This window comes from Acinetobacter sp. NRRL B-65365 (assembly GCF_001605865.1).
Taxonomy (GTDB): domain Bacteria; phylum Pseudomonadota; class Gammaproteobacteria; order Pseudomonadales; family Moraxellaceae; genus Acinetobacter; species Acinetobacter vivianii.
On record NZ_LRPD01000006.1, the window covers coordinates 115207 to 134092 of the forward strand.

An 18886-nucleotide genomic window follows, 5' to 3' on the forward strand; every position below is an offset into this window, starting at 1 on the left:
ATGCAGGAACCATTTCCATTCAATTCCTCAATACATTGAACATGCTACCCCTAGTTATAATTAATAAAAAATTTAATTAATTTAAATATATAGATCTAAAAACCAGTATTTTTTCTACGAATAAAAACTTGGATTTCCCTCAGCTCAAGTCCAACAATTTAAAAGCGATAAAAATAAAAAAAGCCCTCGAAAGGACTTTTTAAACGACAGTAGATGTCGAGCGATTATTTAAAATAAGCGCCTTCAGCCTGTGTATGATCAGTTTGATCCACAACACGCTGTAACTCTGGTACATGCTGTCTTAATGTGGTTTCTACGCCTTGCTTTAAAGTGACATCAATCGCAGAACAACCTTGGCATCCACCACCGAATTTCAATACAGCAGTCAAACCATGCTCTGGGCTATCCTGTACTTCAACCAGACTACAGTTACCGCCATGACCCGCTAGACCTGGGTTAATTTCTGATTGCAATACATAAGTAATGCGTTCTTCAATCGATGCATCTGGGCCAACACGTGGCACTTTCGAGTTCGGTGCACGGAACGTTAATTGACCACCAAAACGATCTTTGTTGTAGTCAATCACCGCATCAACCAAATACGGAATTGATGGCGCATCCACATAGGCAGGAAAATCTGGATAATCCTGTTTATAGTCTGTTGGCACCACTTCATCAGGTGCACTATATGCCATACAACATTCAGCACGTGGAGTACCTGGATTCTCTACAAAAACACGAACGCCAATCCCTGGTGTATTTTGCTTTGCTAATAAATCACCTAAGTACTCTTGTGCAGAGGGAGTAATTAAAAGGTTTGGAATTTCTTCTGCGACAGCAGTGTTGGTGTTCTCAGTCGACATAACAATAATCCTCAAGCTGATGTCGTTATATTAACCGAAGATGGAGGGTAATTAAAAAAATTCAACCATTTTTGTAGGAATTCTATGCAAGATCATTGTTTATTAAGTTTTTAATGGCATTATTGCTTAGACTCTGATCAATTTAAAATATTTATGTTACATCTACCCTTTGGGCACACTGTGACCCTGATCATTATTACAGTTGCAATTTCCTTATTGGCCTTCTCCAATCAGGCAGTGATGAATCGTCTGATTTTCTGGCCTCCTGCCATGCAACGTGGGCAATATGACCGTTTTATCACGCATGGTTTTATTCATGCCGATGGCACACATCTCCTATTCAATATGATCACGCTGTTTTTCTTTGGCAATATCATTGAAAGCTTCTATCGTCAGTTTTTCTATGACATGGGCTTTGTCTTATTCTATCTGGGCGGTTTAATCGTTGCGATCTTACCTAGTTACCTAAAACATCGCCATGATGCGCAGTGGGCCAGTCTGGGAGCCTCAGGCGCAGTCTCAGCCGTGCTATTCGCCTATATCCTGTTCCAGCCTTGGAATCTGATTTTTGTCTTTTTCATTCCTGTGCCTGCGATTATTTTTGCAATTTTATATGTCGCTTATAGCATCTGGTCGGGCAAACGTGGCAATACCAATATCAACCACAGTGCGCATCTTTGGGGAGCCGCCTATGGGGTGGTGGTGACCATCATTCTGGAACCTCGCGTTGTTCCACATTTCCTGAATCAGTTGACCAAACTTCCTTTTTAAATCCATTCACGATTTGCCCCAGTTTTGGGGCTTTTCTTTTTTTAAGATTAACAATCAAATTTTAATTATTTTTATCATAAAAATCATCTCTCTAAACTCGACTGCATTATTTTAACGGATTAAGTCGATTCTCATGCCTCGTAACAGCCTTCTCACGACCTTGTCGATTGCTCTTTTTAGCCTTTCGATTTCAGCGTGCAGTAATGATGATTCAAATGAATCTAATACTGTGGTTGAAACCAAGAAACAGCCCAATATTTTATTCATCATGGCCGATGACTTAGGCTATTCAGACTTAGGTGCGTTTGGCGGAGAAATTCACACCCCGAATATTGATGCACTGACGCAAGAAGGCCGCATTTTAACCGACTACCATACAGCGCCAACTTGCTCTCCAACCCGTTCGCAATTGATTTCAGGTACTGACCATCATTTGGCAGGAATTGGGGCAATGGCTGAGCTGACGCCTGCACATTTAAAAGGCCAGCCCGGTTATGAAGGTTATTTGAATGAACGTTCACTTTCGATTGCTGAAGTCTTAAAAGACAATGGCTATCGTACGTATATCAGTGGCAAATGGCACTTAGGTTTGACACCTGAAACCAACGCACATGCCAAAGGATTCGATCATTCATTTACCCTATTACAAGGCTTGGACTTACATTTTAAACAAGCGCCGAGTGCCTATAAACGCAATGCAACCTATACAGAAGATGGCAAAGAAGTGCCTATTTCATCTTTACCTGATGATTTCTTCTCGACCAACTATTTCACCGACAAGCTGATCAGTTATTTAGAATCTGGCAAAGATTCAGGCAAACCATTCTTTGCTTATGCAGCTTACACCGCGCCGCATTGGCCTTTACAAGCGCCTGCTGAATATCGAGACCGTTATCGTGGTGTCTACGATGCGGGTTATGATGTAATTCGCGATGCGCGTATTGCTCGCCAGAAACAGTTGGGCTTGATCCCTGCCAACTTCACTGCAGCTGAACCCATTGCCACACAAAATGCACCACAGAAATATGGCAAATGGAATGAGCTTTCAACTGAACAAAAAGCACTGGAAGCACGCAGAATGGAAATCTATGCAGGCATGGTGGAAAATCTGGATGCCAATATTGGGCGGGTCATCCAATATCTCAAACGCAATAATTTATATGACAATACGCTCATTTTCTTTGTTTCAGATAATGGCGCAGAAGGTTTTATCCGCGGCAACTATGGCACTGAATCTGGCTTTGATAACAGTGTCAATAACGTAGGTACATCGAGTTCTTATCATTATGTGGGGCCACGTTGGGCAGAAGTGAGTGCTGCGCCATTCCACTTATGGAAGGATACGGCGGGTGAAGGTGCAACCACTGCCCCAGCAATTGTGAAACTCCCTTATCAAACCAAAGCACAAAGCACTCATCATGGTTTTGCTTCCGTGCTGGATGTGTTCCCGACAGTTTTAGATTACGCCAATATTGCCGTGCCACAAGGCCAATATAAAGGTCGCCAGATTAATACCCCAAGTGGCTATTCATGGAAATCGGTACTTGAAAATAAAGCTCAGGCCATTCGTCCCGTTAACTTTAGCTTTGCCGATGAATTACATGGCAGTAAATATGCACGTCAGGGTGACTGGAAAATTGCCTTACAGGGTAAAGCCGAACTTGGTACAGGCACTTGGGAACTCTACAACCTGAAAAATGATCGTGGTGAAACCCAAAATCTGGCCCAAACTAATCCTGCAAAACTGCAAGAACTGGTAGATGTGTATAACAAATACACCCAGCAAAATGGGGTCAAGGAATACAATCTTCAATGAAACTAAGTCCCCTTCTCGTTTCCCTCTGTAGCCTGTCCCTTGTGGCAGGTTGCAGTAGAGTTGGGCCAGAAGTAAAGCCATCTCAACAACACCCAACAACTCAACTTGCATTGTTGGGCTCTTTATCACAATGTCAGAGTTATTCTGGCTTACCCGATGCATGGCAAAAACATAAAACAGCGGGGATGGTCTGGATTCCTAAAGGCTCATTTCCACTGGGTTCCAATCAGGCCTATCCAGATGAACTCAATTTTGGTGCGAAAGAACGCCAAGTGGATGGCTTCTGGATCGATCAAACTGAGGTCACGGTTGCCCAGTTTTCCAGTTTTGTCAAAGCTACGGGCTATATCACAGATGCAGAAAAACAGAAGCAGGCAGCCGTATTTTCTCCAGATGCCAACCTGCCTAATCAATGGTGGCAGTTAAAGACTGATTACACATGGAAAACACCAAATGGTCCGTCGGGTCAAGCGCCTCTACCCTCCGAACCAGTCCGTTATGTCACCAAGAATGATGCAGAACATTATGCAGTCTGGTTGGGGCACGATTTACCCTCTGAACAGGAGTGGGAATATGCAGCCAAAGCGGGTTCAAAAAATGATACTCCGCTTCATCAGGCGCCACAGGATGCCCATCAACATCCGCAAGCCAATTATTGGCAAGGGGAATTTCCACTTAAAAATACAGCTGAAGACCATTTTGAAGGCGTTGCCCCTGTCGGCTGTTATGCGGCCAATGCATTTCAGTTATACGATATGATCGGGAATGTCTGGGAATGGACATCTTCTGTCTATCATGGTGCGCATGATCAACATATGGGAAATTATACGGATCTACGCCAGCAAAATAACGCGACCACGCAATATGTGCTTAAAGGCGGTTCTTTTTTATGTGCTTCTAATTTCTGTGCACGTTATCGCAATAGCAGTCGTTATCCTCAGGAGTTTGATCTGGCGGCAACGCATGTCGGGTTTAGAACTGTATTAAGGCCACAAGAGTGATATTCATCTCATTTAAAAAATTTTAGTCCCGTTCTGGTAAAATCGAACCGATCGTTTTAAAGTGATATTCAAAGCAATAAAAATACGGGACAGAACCATGAAAAAAATATCACTCTACCTTTGTCTGTTATTCACATTCAGTCTATCCGCTTGTGCGGTACATACGCCACATGGCAGTGTTGTGGTTGATCCAGAGGGTTATCACGATGGTCATGGTGACTTTTGCCCACCAGGACAGGCCAAAAAAGGCCGTTGCTAAATTTAATCTTGCCTAAATCTGTGATGGGTTTAGGCAATTCATTTTGTTCTGTCGTACCTGAATGGCTTAACTCATCTTTTGATTGCATAAAAAGTCACATTTTTTCTGATTGATAATTTTATTTTGGTAAAACCCATATAGACTATATGGAAATAGTTCTTGTTCTTTGCTGGACGCTTTAAATGAATCAAACCCAATCTCATGCTGTACTAGACATCCTGAACAAGGTTCAGCATGCTGATGACTGGATGATTTTCCTCGAAGAGCTTAACCATCATTTTGACTTTCAGGCAGCACAACTTCTTGCAGTTGATCTCGAGGTGCAGGCACTCTCATTCAGTGTGCATCATGGCGTTAATCTTGATCCTCATCAACTTGAACAAGCGGCTCTACAACAACTTCGTTTAGCCTTTGATGATGACCCACAATTAAAAAAATTATTGGCAGCACCAATCACGGGCTGGATGCATTGCAGCCAACATTTTACGGAACAGGACATTGTTCAGACGCAAGTCTATCAACAAATTTTACAACCACTTAATTTACGTTTTTGCTCAGCACTTCAGGTTATTTATGATCATAAAGTCTGTGTGATTCTGGCCTTTCTGACCAGTCCTGATCGTGGTGCATTAAGTTGCTCTGAACTCCAACCGATTTATCAAATATTGCCTCAGATCCAGCAAAAGCTTCAACAGTATCGCCATCATTTTGAATATTCCACCATGACCTTGCTTGGATCACAATTGATCCAGAAAATGAATCAGCCAATTGCGATTATTAATCTCAACGGCGATATTCTGGAAATGAATGGAGAGGCAGAAAAATTTATCGAAAATAATACGCACATCCAGATTGAACAGCGTCGCTTCTTTTTCAAACCCCATCAACAGCAAAAATTTGAACAACACCTGCTTGAATTAGAACGTCTGCATAACACCTATTCAGACGTAGCGTATGCTGAACGAAGTCAGGTGATGCACTTAGATCATCAGCTCTTTTTAACGCTGGATCTACTTTGTCCCGAAAAAACCCATAAGATTTTTGGTTTACGCCCAGTATTACTGGCAACATTTTCAGGGCTTCAACATCAACCTAAATATCAGAAAGACCGATGTAGACAGCTTTTTATGTTCACACCCGTCGAACATAAAATATGCGAGCAACTGCTTAAGGGCAAAACCACCAAAGAAATTGCTCTTTTATATGAAATTCAGGCCGATACCGTGAAAAAGCACTTGCAAGCTATCTTTAAAAAGACCAAAACACATCGACAAAGTGAACTGATCCAACTGCTGATGCAATTACTCTAAATTTTAAGATAGGCAGCGTTATGCAATCTCTGCAGGGAACGCAATCACCTGATCAATCTTGACCTGATTCATCGCAACCATCAACAAACGGTCGATACCTAACGCAATCCCTGAACATTCAGGCATATTCGGCAAAGCTGCCAGTAAATATTGATCGGTTGGAATGATGGCTAAACCCTGCTGTGCGCGCTCTGCATTATCGGCGTCAAAACGGGATGCCAACACATCTGCATCTAGCAATTCATCATAGGCATTTGCCAGTTCCAGACCTTCGATATAGACCTCAAAACGCGCTGCGACCAGTTCACCCTCTTCATCCTGTTTCACTTTTGCCAATGAAGCCATTTCAGGTGGAAAATCGGTTAAAAATACGGGTGCATCGAAGCCCAGACTTGGTTCAACAAAGTGCGAAAACAACAGGTCCATATACCCCAGACGATCATCACCTAAATCAAGGTTTAAACCGACACGATGAGCAGTATCTTTGAGTTGTTTTAAGGTTGCCTGCAACGGATTAATATCCAGACGATCCTGAAAGGCATGCTTATAACTGAGGATCACTGGACGAATTTCACCGAAACGATGTGCCAAGCATGTTTCTAACAAGTCCGCAGTTTCATGCATAAGGGCCTTTAGATCCAGACCCGGACGATACCATTCCAGCATGGTAAATTCACTGTTGTGCTTACGCCCATGCTCATCATCACGGAATACTTTACAGATTTGATAGATTGGCCCACTACCACTGGCCAATAAGCGTTTCATTGGAAACTCGGGTGAGGTTTGTAAATATTGTGTATTTAATTTGCCATGAATATGACGCTGTACCTGCACTGAAGCTAAATGCACATCGGTCACACCCGCCTGAGACAGGACTGGGGTTTCCACCTCAAGTACTTCACGCTCAGCAAAAAACTGGCGGATTTTCTGATACATCACTGCACGCGCTTTTAATGCTTCAATGGAGCACGTTGGTTGATAGTTTTTCATCATCTGGCTCATGCTTTTGGCCCACCATGTGCAGCCCATTCACGGCGCAAAGGATAATTTTTTCGGAGTAAATCAAATGCAGTTTGCTCAACCTTGCCGTCCTGAACACAAGCACGGAGTTGCTGATCATCTGCAGCAATATCATAAATCTGCGTGAGATGCTGTTTAAGCACAACTTTTAAATCCTGCTCAAAGTATTGTGGTACCTGTGGCAACTGGCTCTCAAAACGTTTTGTCACGTCATAAGCAAATGTCTGGCAAAAAGCCTCATAGATCATCTGCGTACCTCTGGCCTTACCTTCCAGACTATAACCCGCAATATGCGGCGTCGCTAACGCCAGTAGATCCAGTAATTGTTCAGAAATTTCTGGCTCGAACTCAAATACGTCCAGCACCACTTGACGTTTCGTTGTTGCAATATCCGCCATCAAGGCCGTTTGCTCAACCACAGGCCCACGCGCACTATTGATTAAAATAGCGGATGGTTTCATTGCAGCAAATGCAGTCGCATCAAATAAATGCTGGGTTGGACAATCGCCAGTCACAGTGAGTGGTACATGAATTGAGATAGCATCGGCGCGTTTTAGCAACGCATCAAAGGAAACATTTTCAATCCCCGCAATTTGCACATAAGGATCGTAACCGATCACATTCCAGCCCAATAGCTGCGCCATCACCGCCAGTCGGCTACCCACATTTCCCAAACCCACAATTGCTAAAGTGAAGTCCTTATTTTTCTCTAATAAATCAACATTTAAATGTAGCAAGGCAGTAATCACATATTCTGCCACTGCTTGTGCATTACAACCCGGTGCATTGCTCCAAGTAATGTTTTGTTGTTTTAAAGCCTGAATATCTAAATGATCAGTTCCAATCGTGGCACTGCCAACAAATTTAATTTTAGTCTGATCAACTAAAGCATGGTTCACTTTGGTTACCGAACGTACCAAGAGTGCGTCTGCATCCTGTACATCGTCATGCGTCAAGGTACGTCCTGCCCGATGCTGTATTTCTGCAAATTCCGCAAAGAAATAATCGGTAAATGCCAAATTTTCATCTGCGATAATTTTCATGCAGAATTTTCCCTCAATAAACCTGTGCTTATTATCCTTAGCCTGATCTGAATTGACAATTCATAAATGCAACTCTGATGAGATTCGCTGGCAGAAAACTGTCTTGATTGGTACACGCATGCGACATATTGCCAATTTACTGCAACATGTTTGGATTTATACTTAAGCTTTCTCCAGTCACTCCAAATCGCAATGACACCCTACTCTCCTTATAAAGGCAAAAATGGCCTCAAACGGATTTTAAATGCAACGGGCTATTCACTCGCAGGCTTTAAAGCGGCGTTTAGTCATGAAGCGGCATTTCGACAAGTCATTTTGCTCAATGTCATCCTCATCCCGCTGAGCTTTTTTGTGCATGTCTCTGCTTTGGAACAAGCCTTAATGGTCGCGGTATGTCTGTTGGCGATTATTGTGGAATTATTCAATTCAGCCATTGAAGCCGTTGTTGACCGCATTTCACTGGAAAAACATGAGTTATCTAAAAATGCCAAAGATATGGGTAGCGCTGCGCAATTCGTTTCTTTAGCCATTATCTTTTTCACTTGGACAATTATTTTATTTAAATAAACATTCAATATTTTGCACGTAAAAAAATCCCTGCATATGCAGGGATTTTTTTTGATCTAGACGTAGATGTAATTACATCATGCCGCCCATACCACCCATACCGCCCATATCTGGTGCAGCTGGTTTGTCTTCTGGGATATCAGTAATCATGCATTCAGTTGTCAACATTAAACCAGCAACAGAAGCTGCGTGTTCAAGTGCAGAACGCGTTACTTTAGCAGGGTCAAGGATACCCATTTCTAACATATCGCCATATTCGCCAGTTGCAGCGTTATAACCGAAGTTACCTTCACCCGCTTTAACTGCATTAATCACAACAGAAGGCTCATCACCTGCGTTTGAAACGATTTGACGAAGTGGCGCTTCGATCGCACGACGTAAAATGTTGATACCTGCTGTTTGATCTTCGTTAGCGCCTTTTAAGCCATCTAACACATTTACAGCGCGTACTAATGCAACACCACCACCGGCAACAACACCTTCTTCAACCGCTGCGCGAGTTGCGTGAAGTGCGTCATCTACACGGTCTTTCTTCTCTTTCATTTCAACTTCAGTTGCTGCACCAATTTTGATGACTGCAACACCGCCTGCTAATTTAGCAACGCGTTCTTGAAGTTTTTCTTTGTCATATTCAGAAGTAGATTCTTCGATTTGCGCACGGATCTGTTGAACACGTTCAGCGATTTGTGCAGCATTGCCCGCACCATCAACAATTACAGTGTTTTCTTTAGATACTGTGATTTTGTGCGCAGTACCCAAATCTTGAAGAGAAGCTTGCTCTAAAGACATACCGACTTCTTCAGAAATAACAGTCGCGCCAGTCAAGATCGCGATGTCTTGAAGCATTGCTTTACGACGGTCACCAAAACCAGGTGCTTTAACAGCACATACTTTGATAATACCGCGCATGTTGTTCACAACAAGTGTAGCAAGCGCTTCGCCTTCAACATCTTCAGCGATGATAAGAAGTGGTTTACCTGTTTTAGCAACAGCTTCTAATACAGTAATCAATTCACGAATATTGCTGATTTTTTTATCAACAAGAAGGATGAATGGATTTTCAAGTTCAGCAGTAAGCGTATCTTGCTTGTTCGCGAAGTATGGAGAGATGTAACCACGGTCGAACTGCATACCTTCTACAACGTCTAAAGCGTCTTCGAAGCCAGAACCTTCTTCTACAGTGATAACACCTTCTTTACCTACTTTTTCCATCGCTTGAGCGATCAGTTTACCCACAGTTGTATCAGAGTTCGCAGAGATTGAACCTACTTGTTCAATCGCTTTGAAATCATCAGCAGGTTTTGCGTTGGTACGGATATTTTCAACAACTGTTTTTACAGCGATGTCGATACCACGTTTTAAATCCATTGGGTTCATACCAGCAGTCACTGATTTGATCCCTTCATTTAAAATTGCTTGAGCAAGTACGGTTGCAGTTGTTGTACCGTCACCCGCGATGTCATTCGTTTTAGAAGAAACTTCACGAACAAGTTGAGCACCCATGTTTTCAAACTTGTCTTTCAAAGAAATTTCTTTCGCAACAGTCACACCGTCTTTAGTGATGTGTGGCGCACCGAAAGAACGGTCGATTACAACGTTACGGCCTTTAGGACCTAAAGTTACTTTTACAGCATCTGCAAGTACGTTAACGCCTGCAATCATTTTTGAGCGAGCTGAATCACCAAATTTTACGTCTTTAGCTGACATGTTAAACTCCGAATCTTTTTAAATACTGAATCTGATAATAAATTTGAGTTATGTGTCGATTAGCCTTCAAGCACAGCTAAGATATCTGACTCTTTCATAATCAAGAGTTCTTCACCACTTACTTTTACTGTTGTACCCGCATAAGTACCGAACAATACTTTGTCGCCAACTTTAACGTCTAAAGCACGAACGCCGTTGTCAGTGATCTGACCATTACCCACTGCAATTACTTCACCTTGAGATGGTTTTTCAGCAGCAGAACCTGGAAGTAAAATACCACCAGCCGTTTTAGTTTCTTCTTCTACGCGACGAATCACAACACGATCATGTAATGGACGAATGTTGCTCATAGTTAACTCCATCAGACTTAGTCTTATTGATTAATGTGTGTCACCAGTTCGTGGCAACACATATAAAATTTTGATATGCCACTTTTTTGGGGATGAAAAAAATGGCTTCAAGGGGAAAATGAAAAAAAATTCTATTTATAGATGTTTTTTTGAGCACAATAATGAAGTTATGCCGAATTAAACAACATTTTGTGATTTCACAAATGTTTTAACGGATTCATCAAACCAGTAATGTTCTATCAGACCGTCATCCGAAATCACATTAAAACTATTTGATAATCCAAAACGTAAACGCTTGGATGTTGCCGTTCCTGCATGAATATCCAGAATAGGATGATCAAATCCTAAATGAAAAATCTGATTGAGATCGTGTACTGCCACTTTATGTAAGTGACCATGCAAAAGACCGAACAAACCTGTTTTGCCCCATTGTTCTAAAGCAATTTTTCCCAATACAGGGCAGTCCTTATCGCCATGGTCATTTGGAAAGGTATAAAAAGGTTGATGGAATACCACGATTTTTATTTTATTGGCTGGCGCACTGTTCAACCGCTGATAAGTTTCATGAATCTGCTCCAGTGAAACATGTCCTCGGGTGTGATATCGCCGCCGAATACTATTTACACCTACCAAATAGAAATGTTCAGTCTCCAAAGTGGTTTCCATACGACCGAAAAAAGCCTGATAACGCACAAAAGGAGAAAAAAAACGGTTCCAGACATGATAAAGCGGAATGTCGTGATTACCAGGCACCACCAGATAAGGAATCGACAGTGCATCCAGAAATTGACGACAGGCATAAAACTGCTTAATACGCGCACGTTGGGTCAGATCACCACTCACCACCACAGCTTCTGGACGATGCTGCTGACAAAATGCCTTGATCGCGTCAATACAAGCTTCACGCTCTGTTCCAAAATGCAGATCAGACAGATGTAATAACATTCGGAACCATCACTTTTAACGCAGATTTTTCGACTGCAAATTTTAATGGAGTTTGCATCTCCTTCAACTCTCCATCTAACGCAACCGTTAACTGTGATTTTTTACACTCAACCAGTATATGTTCAGCACAAAATGAATAAACACCTGAAGCCTGATCGATTTTTCCCTGAATCAGTTTCCATAACATTTTCAATAAACTGAAACGATCACTTTTAGCCACCACCACGCCAGCCAGTTTGCCATTGGCGGCACATTCTGCAATTCTTAATTTCATGTCGCTGAGTTGCAACTGATTATTGCCAAAGAAAATTAATGGTGTTGCGACTGGATATTTTTCCCCATCTACGCTCACGGAAAGCTTTAAGGATTTATGCTCACGCAGTAATACATCTAGCGCAGAGGTATAAGCATTTAAAGGAAGCCGTCCAAAATGCTGATTAAAACGTTCCCGTTTTTTAATAAATAAAGGATATAGCCCAAGACTGGCATTATTTAAGTAAATTTGATCATTGATCGTGGCAATATGGACTTTTTGAATCGCGCCAGTTGCAATCACTTCTGCCGCCTCAAAAACATCTAGCGGGATATTCAAGACACGTGCGACATAATTAAAAGTCCCCAACGGAATAATACCCATCGGAATATCGGTATGCATCAATTTTTTTGCTACTGCATTTAAAGTGCCATCTCCTCCCGCTGCCACCACAACACCGCGTGACTCTGCCTGTTGATGTCGAGCCAGCACCGTTCTCATCATGGCATCAAAATCAGTTTGAGAACTCAACTCAAAAACCTGAATTTCGAATCCATATTGCGTCCAGAAAGTCATGAGACGCTCATATTCTTCATCTTGTTGTGCTGCATGAAAACCTGATTTTTGATTATAAATAATAGACAAAGGCTTTACATCGGGGGCCATAATTTTCAACCTTAAAGAAGATTACAGGCTTATTTTTGTTTACAAAATCAACAAATAATAGCTTGTTTATGTAAATTTTGAATGAGCTTCATTCATATAATCAATAACAATTCTCAAGAAATTTTAAAATATAATAAATATTTGTTTTTATTAAAAATTTATAACAAAAATAACATATATAAAAAAACAAAATAGCAAAATATAAAATGATTAATTTAAGTAAAAACAATACCTTAAAAACAAAAGTGGATTCCATACTTTAGACCCCACCCTATTCTTTAGTCTTATATTTTTTATGATTTTATGCTTTAATACAGCCACTTTTTTTACTTCATCTGTCTTACTGTCATCCAGTAGATGGAACTTGTACGTTGTACACACTTTAAAAAGGCATCACCATGACCCAAGTGAACGCACCAGAATTCGTTCGTCACCCTAAGCTAATTGCATGGGTGGAAGAAATTGCAAAATTAACCAAACCAGCAAATATCGAATGGTGTGACGGAAGCGAAGAGGAATATCAACGTCTAATGGACTTGATGATCGCTAACGGCACCATGCAAAAGCTCAACCAAGAAAAACATCCTGGTTCTTATCTTGCAAATTCTGATCCTTCTGACGTTGCTCGTGTTGAAGACCGCACTTATATCTGTTCACAAAATGAAGAAGATGCTGGCGCAACAAATAACTGGGTTGCTCCTGCGGAAATGCGCGCAAAATTAAATGGATTATTTGACGGCGCAATGGAAGGCCGTACCATGTATGTGGTTCCCTTCTCGATGGGTCCTTTAGGAAGCCACATTGCTCACATCGGTATCGAATTAACAGATTCTCCTTACGTTGCTGTCAGCATGACAAAAATGGCACGTATGGGTAAAGCAGTTTATGACGTGTTAGGCACAGATGGCGAATTCATTCCATGTGTACACACGGTTGCTGCACCGCTTAAAGATGGTCAAAAAGATGTTGCTTGGCCATGCAACAACGAAAAATATATCGTTCACTATCCAGAAACTCGTGAAATCTGGTCTTACGGTTCTGGTTACGGCGGTAATGCTTTACTTGGTAAAAAGTGCTTAGCATTACGTATTGCATCTGCAATGGGTCGTGAGCAAGGCTGGTTAGCTGAACACATGCTTATTTTAGGCGTGACCAATCCGCAAGGTGAAAAACACTACATCGCAGCTGCATTCCCTTCTGCTTGTGGTAAAACCAACTTTGCAATGTTGATTCCACCAGCTGGCTATGAAGGCTGGAAGATTGAGACTGTAGGTGACGATATTGCTTGGATCAAACCAGGTGAAGATGGTCGCTTATACGCAATCAACCCTGAAGCTGGTTTCTTCGGTGTTGCGCCAGGTACAAATACCAAAACCAACCCGAACTGTATCGCAACGATGCATAAAGATGTTATCTATACCAACGTTGCAGTGACTAAAGACGGCGAAGTATGGTGGGAAGGTCTAACTAAAGAAGTTCCAGCTGATCTAATCACTTGGAAAGGCCAACCATACGTTGAAGGCGAAAAAGCTGCACATCCAAACTCACGCTTTACCGTTTCTGCGGGTCAATGCCCTTCGATTGATGCTGACTGGGAAAATCCAGCGGGTGTACCAATCTCTGCGTTTATCTTCGGCGGTCGTCGTGCAGACACAGTGCCTTTAGTCTCTGAAGCATTTGACTGGGTTGATGGCGTTTATAAAGCTGCAACTATGGGCTCTGAAACAACTGCTGCGGCTGTTGGTCAACAAGGTATCGTTCGTCGCGACCCATTCGCAATGCTTCCATTTGCTGGTTATAACATGGCTGATTACTTCGGTCACTGGTTACAACTAGGCAAAGAAGTTGGCGCGAAAGCTGAAGCTGCTGGTAACAAATTACCAAAAATCTTCAACGTAAACTGGTTCCGTCGTGACGCTGAAGGCAACTTCGTATGGCCTGGTTTTGGTCAAAACATGCGTGTTCTTGAGTGGATCATTGATCGTTGTGAAGGCCGTGCTGAAGCGACTGAAACACCAATCGGTTACGTTCCAACTTATGAACAATTGAACTGGACTGGTATTGAGTTCTCTAAAGAACAATTCAACACAGTAACAGCGCAAGATAAAGACCAGTGGATCAAAGAACTTGAAAGCCACACCGAGCTATTTACTAAACTTGGTGATCGCTTACCTCAAGCACTTAAAGATCGTCAAAATGAATTATTAGCAGCTGTTAAATCTGCTTAATCTCTTTCGCCTCCCTCTTTAAAAGAGGGATTCAGAGAAATTAAAAAGGTCGCTTAGGCGGCCTTTTTTAATGGCTCTTCGAAATTTTCTATCAATCCCCTGCTTAGCTCTAACTATTCCCATTAAGCTTTAGACAAAATAAATTGCAAAGTTAACGAATATTAACAATAATTGTAATAATAATATTTCTCATTTACATGGTTGTAGGCATGAGTTCTTCTCCGCTGTTCAAACGCACTCCTCTCTTTTTAGCAATCTCTACATTAGTCAGTATCAGCTCATATAGCCATGCACTTGATGAAGGATCGCAACAACTCCCAACAATTAAAGTTCAAGCTACTCAGGATGATGGTACCAGCGAAAAAACCAAAGCTTACACCATTAAAAATAGCTCAAGTGCAACCAAGCTCAACATTGAAGCCAAAGAAGTTCCTCAAACCATTAATGTTGTCACACGCCAACAAATGGATGATTTTGGCCTTACCAGTTCCCGTGACATTTTAAATAATACGCCGGGCGTTATCGTCAATTCATCTGAAACTGAACGCTCTGTGTATATGGCACGTGGTTTTGAGATTTCGAACATTCTGGTCGATGGCGTCGGCTTTCCTGCAAGCGCATGGAATTATAATGATACCAATCCAGATAGTTTCTTTTATGATCGCATTGAAGTCATTAAAGGTGCAGATGCATTAACCAATGCCTTTGGTGACCCGAGCGCAACCATTAACTATATTCGTAAACGCCCAACTAAAGAGTTTCAAGCCAATGCAGGACTAAGCTATGGCTCTTGGGACACCCAACGCTACGAAGCAGATGCTTCTGGCAGCCTCACACCAAGTGGCAATATTCGTGGTCGTCTTGCTGGCTTTGAACAAACAGGTGACTCGCATTTAGATCGCTATTCTTCCGAAAAAAACGGAATTGCAGGCGTTTTAGAGGCTGATCTTACGGATAGCACCCTACTTACAGTGGGCGCCAGCCAAGAAAAAAATAAACCAAATGCCAACAACTGGGGGGCTTTACCCCTCATGGATTCCTCAGGGAAGCAGATCACTTATGATCGTTCTTACAACCCAAATCCTGACTGGGCATATTGGGACAACACCTCTCGAAATGCTTTCATTGAATTAAAACAAAAGTTTCTGGAAACATGGTCGGCTAATCTTAGCTACAACTACAATGAAAAAGAGCGTCAAAGCCAATTACTCTACTATTATGGTTATCCTAAAGCGGATGGCTCGGATGTCGATCTGACAGCTTGGGGTGGAACAGAACATAATAAATTGCAAACTGCCGATTTTAACCTACAGGGTAAATTCGATCTTTTAGGGCGCGAACACGAAGCAATTGTGGGATACACTTTTTCTCAAAGCGAACAAAAGGATAAGCAAAAATCTGGAACAATCCTCGACAGTAATATCGGAACATGTACTCGTGGTACAGCCCCAAATAGCTATCCAACACAATGTACAACTGGCTGGGCAAGCTGGACACCAAACAATGTAACATGGAGTGCTTTAACGGATGCTGCGGATTACACCCAACGCAACCAATCCGTTTATGCTGCAACACGCCTACATTTGACCAATGACCTCAAACTCACATTAGGTGCGAACTATGTTCAAGCCAAGAGTGAAGGCTCAAGTTATAGCTCACCAATGAATTATGATGAAAGCAAAGTATCACCATATGCGGGTATTACCTATAACTTTACCCCTGAATATACAGGTTATATGAGTTATACCTCGATCTTCCGCCCACAAACTTCAGTGGATCAAACAACAGGAAAAGTAGCCGATCCAATCGAAGGTAAAAGCTACGAAATCGGCGTAAAAAGTGCATGGTTAGACAATAAACTAACAGGCACACTTGCGGTGTTTAGAACTGAAGAAAATAATTATCCTCTCAGACCGACAGATAGCCACCCGCTCAACCGTACGTCAGCAATCAGCGACTTACGTTCACAAGGCGTAGAAGTTGGCTTAGCTGGACAATTAACAGATCAAGTCAATGTTTCTCTCGGCTATACCCAATTTAGCCTGCAAGATCTGAAAAATGGTGGCGCAGCACGAACCTACAATCCAACCCAAAGCTTTAATCTGTTAACAACTTACTCGCCTACTCAGCTACCAAAACTGAAAGTTGGTGCAGGTCTAAAATGGCAAAGCAAAATCACACGCTTTGATCCAAGCTACAACACTTATCTCAAACAAAGTGATTACGCCTTGCTTAACTTAATGGCGAGTTATGAAGTCAGTCCAAACTTTAGCATTCAGGCCAATGCCGATAACGTCACCGATAAAAAATACCTGAACAGCTTCACTGATGGGCAGGCATTCTACGGAGAACCAGCAAATTACACCGTCGCCCTGAAATTTAAATACTAATAAAAAAAGCCCTCTAAATCAGAGGGCTTTTTTATGAAAAGACTTAAGCGGCAACAATTGTATGTGGTTTATTTGCCAAATACGCATCTAAACTTTCAATCTCGCTTTGCGCAAAGTTCAGACCAAGTTTAGAACGTCTCCATAAAACATCCTGACTGTTGCTTACCCACTCAAAAGCATACAAGTAGTCAACTTCTTTTGCATACAAGCCTTGACCAAAATGCTGTCCAAGCTGCTCAACCGAAGTTGCATCACCCAAAATATTCCAGATGCGCGAACCGTATGCAGATGCCCAACGTTTTGCTAATGCTTCAGAAGCATCTGTAATTTGTGCGCGAATTTCTTTTGCCAACTGTTCAGCCGACTCCATATTTTCACCACCCGGTAAAGCTTCTGTTGCAGTCCAGCTACCCTTCATTTCAGGGAAGAATGGTTTCAACTGCTGCATAGCAGACTCAGCCAACTTACGGTAAGTTGTTAATTTACCACCAAATACTGAAAGTAATGGTGCTTGATCAGCCGACTCTTTAGACAGTGCTAAGGTATAGTCACGGGTAATTGCAGATGGATTATCAGACTCATCATCACACAATGGACGAACACCCGCAAAAGTCGACACAATGTCAGCTTGCGTTAACTGATTTTTAAAGTGTGCATTGCTCACTTTAATCAAATAGTCGGTCTCTTCCTGTGTAATTTTCACTTGTGCAGGATCACCTTGATACTCACGGTCTGTCGTTCCAATCATGGTGTACTGATCCAGATATGGAATAGCAAAGACGATACGACGGTCATCATTTTGCATAATGAATGCTTTGTCGCCTTCATACAGTTTCGGCACAATGATGTGACTACCCTGAATCAAACGGATACCGTATGGTGATTTAAGCTGTAAATCCTGCTTGATAAACTGCGCCACCCAAGGACCAGCAGCATTCACCAAAGCTTTTGCTTTAATCTGGAATTGACCTTTTTCATTTTCCAGAACAACGACCCAATATTGCCCTTCACGTTGTGCTGATAAACAACGGGTACGTGTCACAATATCTGCACCTTTTTCACGGGCATGCATTGCATTGAGCACAACCAGACGAGCGTCATCAACCGCACAATCTGAATACTCAAAACCACGGGTAATCGCCGCATTTAAAGGGCTGTCTTCTTTAAAATAGACATTGTTTGAACCCAATAATTTTTCACGCTTACCAAGATGATCGTAGAAGAATAAACCTGTACGAATTAACCAAGCTGGACGCAAATGCGGACGATGCGGCATGATAAAGCGCATAGGACGAATAATATGTGGTGCTTTTGCTAGCAATACCTCACGTTCAGCCAATGCTTCACGTACCAAGCGAAACTCTTTATGTTCAAGATAGCGTAGACCACCATGAATGAGCTTACTACTTGCTGAAGATGTATGGCTCGCCAAATCATCTTTTTCGCACAAGAAGACAGACAAACCACGTCCTGATGCATCAGCTGCGATACCAACACCGTTGATACCACCACCAATCACAGCAAGATCATAAATTTTGTCATTTAACTGAGGAGAAGTTTGCATAAATCACCGCAAATGTTCATTATTGTTCAATTACGAACATTTAAACATGTTAAATGAAAATAAACAATAAAAAATGAGCGCAAAAAACCCAATTTATAAACATTTTTAGATAAATGGTCAAAAATGAAAAGTA

The 18886-nt window shown here is 41.9% G+C and carries 16 protein-coding genes; 8 read left to right on the forward strand and 8 right to left on the reverse strand.

The window, feature by feature from the left end; translation table 11 throughout:
• Window positions 1–224: 224 nt before the first annotated feature.
• Window positions 225–863 (reverse strand): Fe-S biogenesis protein NfuA, encoded by a 639-nt coding sequence (nfuA, locus tag AWW72_RS04045; RefSeq protein ID WP_004770341.1) that lies wholly within the window; start codon window positions 861–863, stop codon window positions 225–227.
• 153 nt (window positions 864–1016) lie between these two features.
• Here nfuA and AWW72_RS04050 point away from each other — a divergent pair, with 153 nt between their 5' ends.
• The 5 genes from AWW72_RS04050 (at window position 1017) to AWW72_RS04070 (ending at window position 6020) form a co-directional block, all read left to right on the forward strand.
• Complete coding sequence (locus AWW72_RS04050) at window positions 1017–1634, forward strand: rhomboid family intramembrane serine protease (RefSeq protein ID WP_004770342.1); 618 nt, start codon at window positions 1017–1019, stop codon at window positions 1632–1634.
• A gap of 133 nt (window positions 1635–1767) precedes the next feature.
• Window positions 1768–3450 (forward strand): arylsulfatase, encoded by a 1683-nt coding sequence (locus tag AWW72_RS04055; RefSeq protein WP_062846532.1) that lies wholly within the window; start codon window positions 1768–1770, stop codon window positions 3448–3450.
• Window positions 3447–4451, forward strand: a complete 1005-nt coding sequence (locus AWW72_RS04060; RefSeq protein ID WP_062846533.1) for an SUMF1/EgtB/PvdO family nonheme iron enzyme — start codon at window positions 3447–3449, stop codon at window positions 4449–4451. The genes AWW72_RS04055 and AWW72_RS04060 overlap by 4 nt, the downstream gene beginning before the upstream one ends.
• A gap of 97 nt (window positions 4452–4548) precedes the next feature.
• The gene (locus AWW72_RS19395) at window positions 4549–4710 is read left to right on the forward strand and encodes a hypothetical protein (RefSeq protein ID WP_004770345.1); all 162 of its coding nucleotides are present in this window, start codon (window positions 4549–4551) and stop codon (window positions 4708–4710) included.
• Between the two features lie 182 nt (window positions 4711–4892).
• On the forward strand, window positions 4893–6020 hold the full coding sequence (locus AWW72_RS04070) for a helix-turn-helix transcriptional regulator (protein WP_062846534.1): 1128 nt from the start codon (window positions 4893–4895) through the stop codon (window positions 6018–6020).
• 18 nt (window positions 6021–6038) lie between these two features.
• Here the strand turns inward: AWW72_RS04070 and epmA are convergent, their stop codons facing one another.
• Window positions 6039–7013, reverse strand: coding sequence for an EF-P lysine aminoacylase EpmA (epmA, locus tag AWW72_RS04075; RefSeq protein ID WP_171254676.1), 975 nt, complete (start codon window positions 7011–7013; stop codon window positions 6039–6041).
• A 5-nt stretch (window positions 7014–7018) separates the two neighbouring features.
• A complete protein-coding gene (locus AWW72_RS04080; protein WP_062846536.1) occupies window positions 7019–8083 on the reverse strand; it encodes a 4-phosphoerythronate dehydrogenase in 1065 nt (354 codons plus the stop codon).
• Between the two features lie 192 nt (window positions 8084–8275).
• Here AWW72_RS04080 and AWW72_RS04085 point away from each other — a divergent pair, with 192 nt between their 5' ends.
• Window positions 8276–8650 (forward strand): diacylglycerol kinase, encoded by a 375-nt coding sequence (locus tag AWW72_RS04085; RefSeq protein WP_004770353.1) that lies wholly within the window; start codon window positions 8276–8278, stop codon window positions 8648–8650.
• 72 nt (window positions 8651–8722) lie between these two features.
• Here AWW72_RS04085 and groL read toward each other — a convergent pair whose 3' ends face one another.
• From groL to AWW72_RS04105, 4 genes are all read right to left on the reverse strand, one after another.
• Window positions 8723–10357 (reverse strand): chaperonin GroEL, encoded by a 1635-nt coding sequence (gene groL, locus AWW72_RS04090; protein WP_004770360.1) that lies wholly within the window; start codon window positions 10355–10357, stop codon window positions 8723–8725.
• Window positions 10358–10416: 59 nt separating this feature from the next.
• Complete coding sequence (locus AWW72_RS04095; protein WP_004652030.1) at window positions 10417–10707, reverse strand: co-chaperone GroES; 291 nt, start codon at window positions 10705–10707, stop codon at window positions 10417–10419.
• Between the two features lie 177 nt (window positions 10708–10884).
• Entirely contained in the window at window positions 10885–11652 is a 768-nt protein-coding gene (locus tag AWW72_RS04100) for a metallophosphoesterase family protein (protein WP_047426618.1), read from the reverse strand.
• Window positions 11633–12571, reverse strand: a complete 939-nt coding sequence (locus AWW72_RS04105; protein ID WP_062846537.1) for a diacylglycerol/lipid kinase family protein — start codon at window positions 12569–12571, stop codon at window positions 11633–11635. The genes AWW72_RS04100 and AWW72_RS04105 overlap by 20 nt, the downstream gene beginning before the upstream one ends.
• Window positions 12572–12969: 398 nt before the next feature.
• Between AWW72_RS04105 and AWW72_RS04110 the strand changes: the two genes are divergently transcribed.
• Complete coding sequence (locus AWW72_RS04110; RefSeq protein ID WP_005259074.1) at window positions 12970–14799, forward strand: phosphoenolpyruvate carboxykinase (GTP); 1830 nt, start codon at window positions 12970–12972, stop codon at window positions 14797–14799.
• A 197-nt stretch (window positions 14800–14996) separates the two neighbouring features.
• Window positions 14997–17189, forward strand: a complete 2193-nt coding sequence (locus tag AWW72_RS04115) for a TonB-dependent siderophore receptor (protein ID WP_062846538.1) — start codon at window positions 14997–14999, stop codon at window positions 17187–17189.
• A gap of 43 nt (window positions 17190–17232) precedes the next feature.
• On the opposite strand, the gene glpD is transcribed toward AWW72_RS04115, so the two are convergent.
• A complete protein-coding gene (glpD, locus tag AWW72_RS04120; protein WP_047426609.1) occupies window positions 17233–18753 on the reverse strand; it encodes a glycerol-3-phosphate dehydrogenase in 1521 nt (506 codons plus the stop codon).
• Between the last annotated feature and the right edge of the window lie 133 nt (window positions 18754–18886).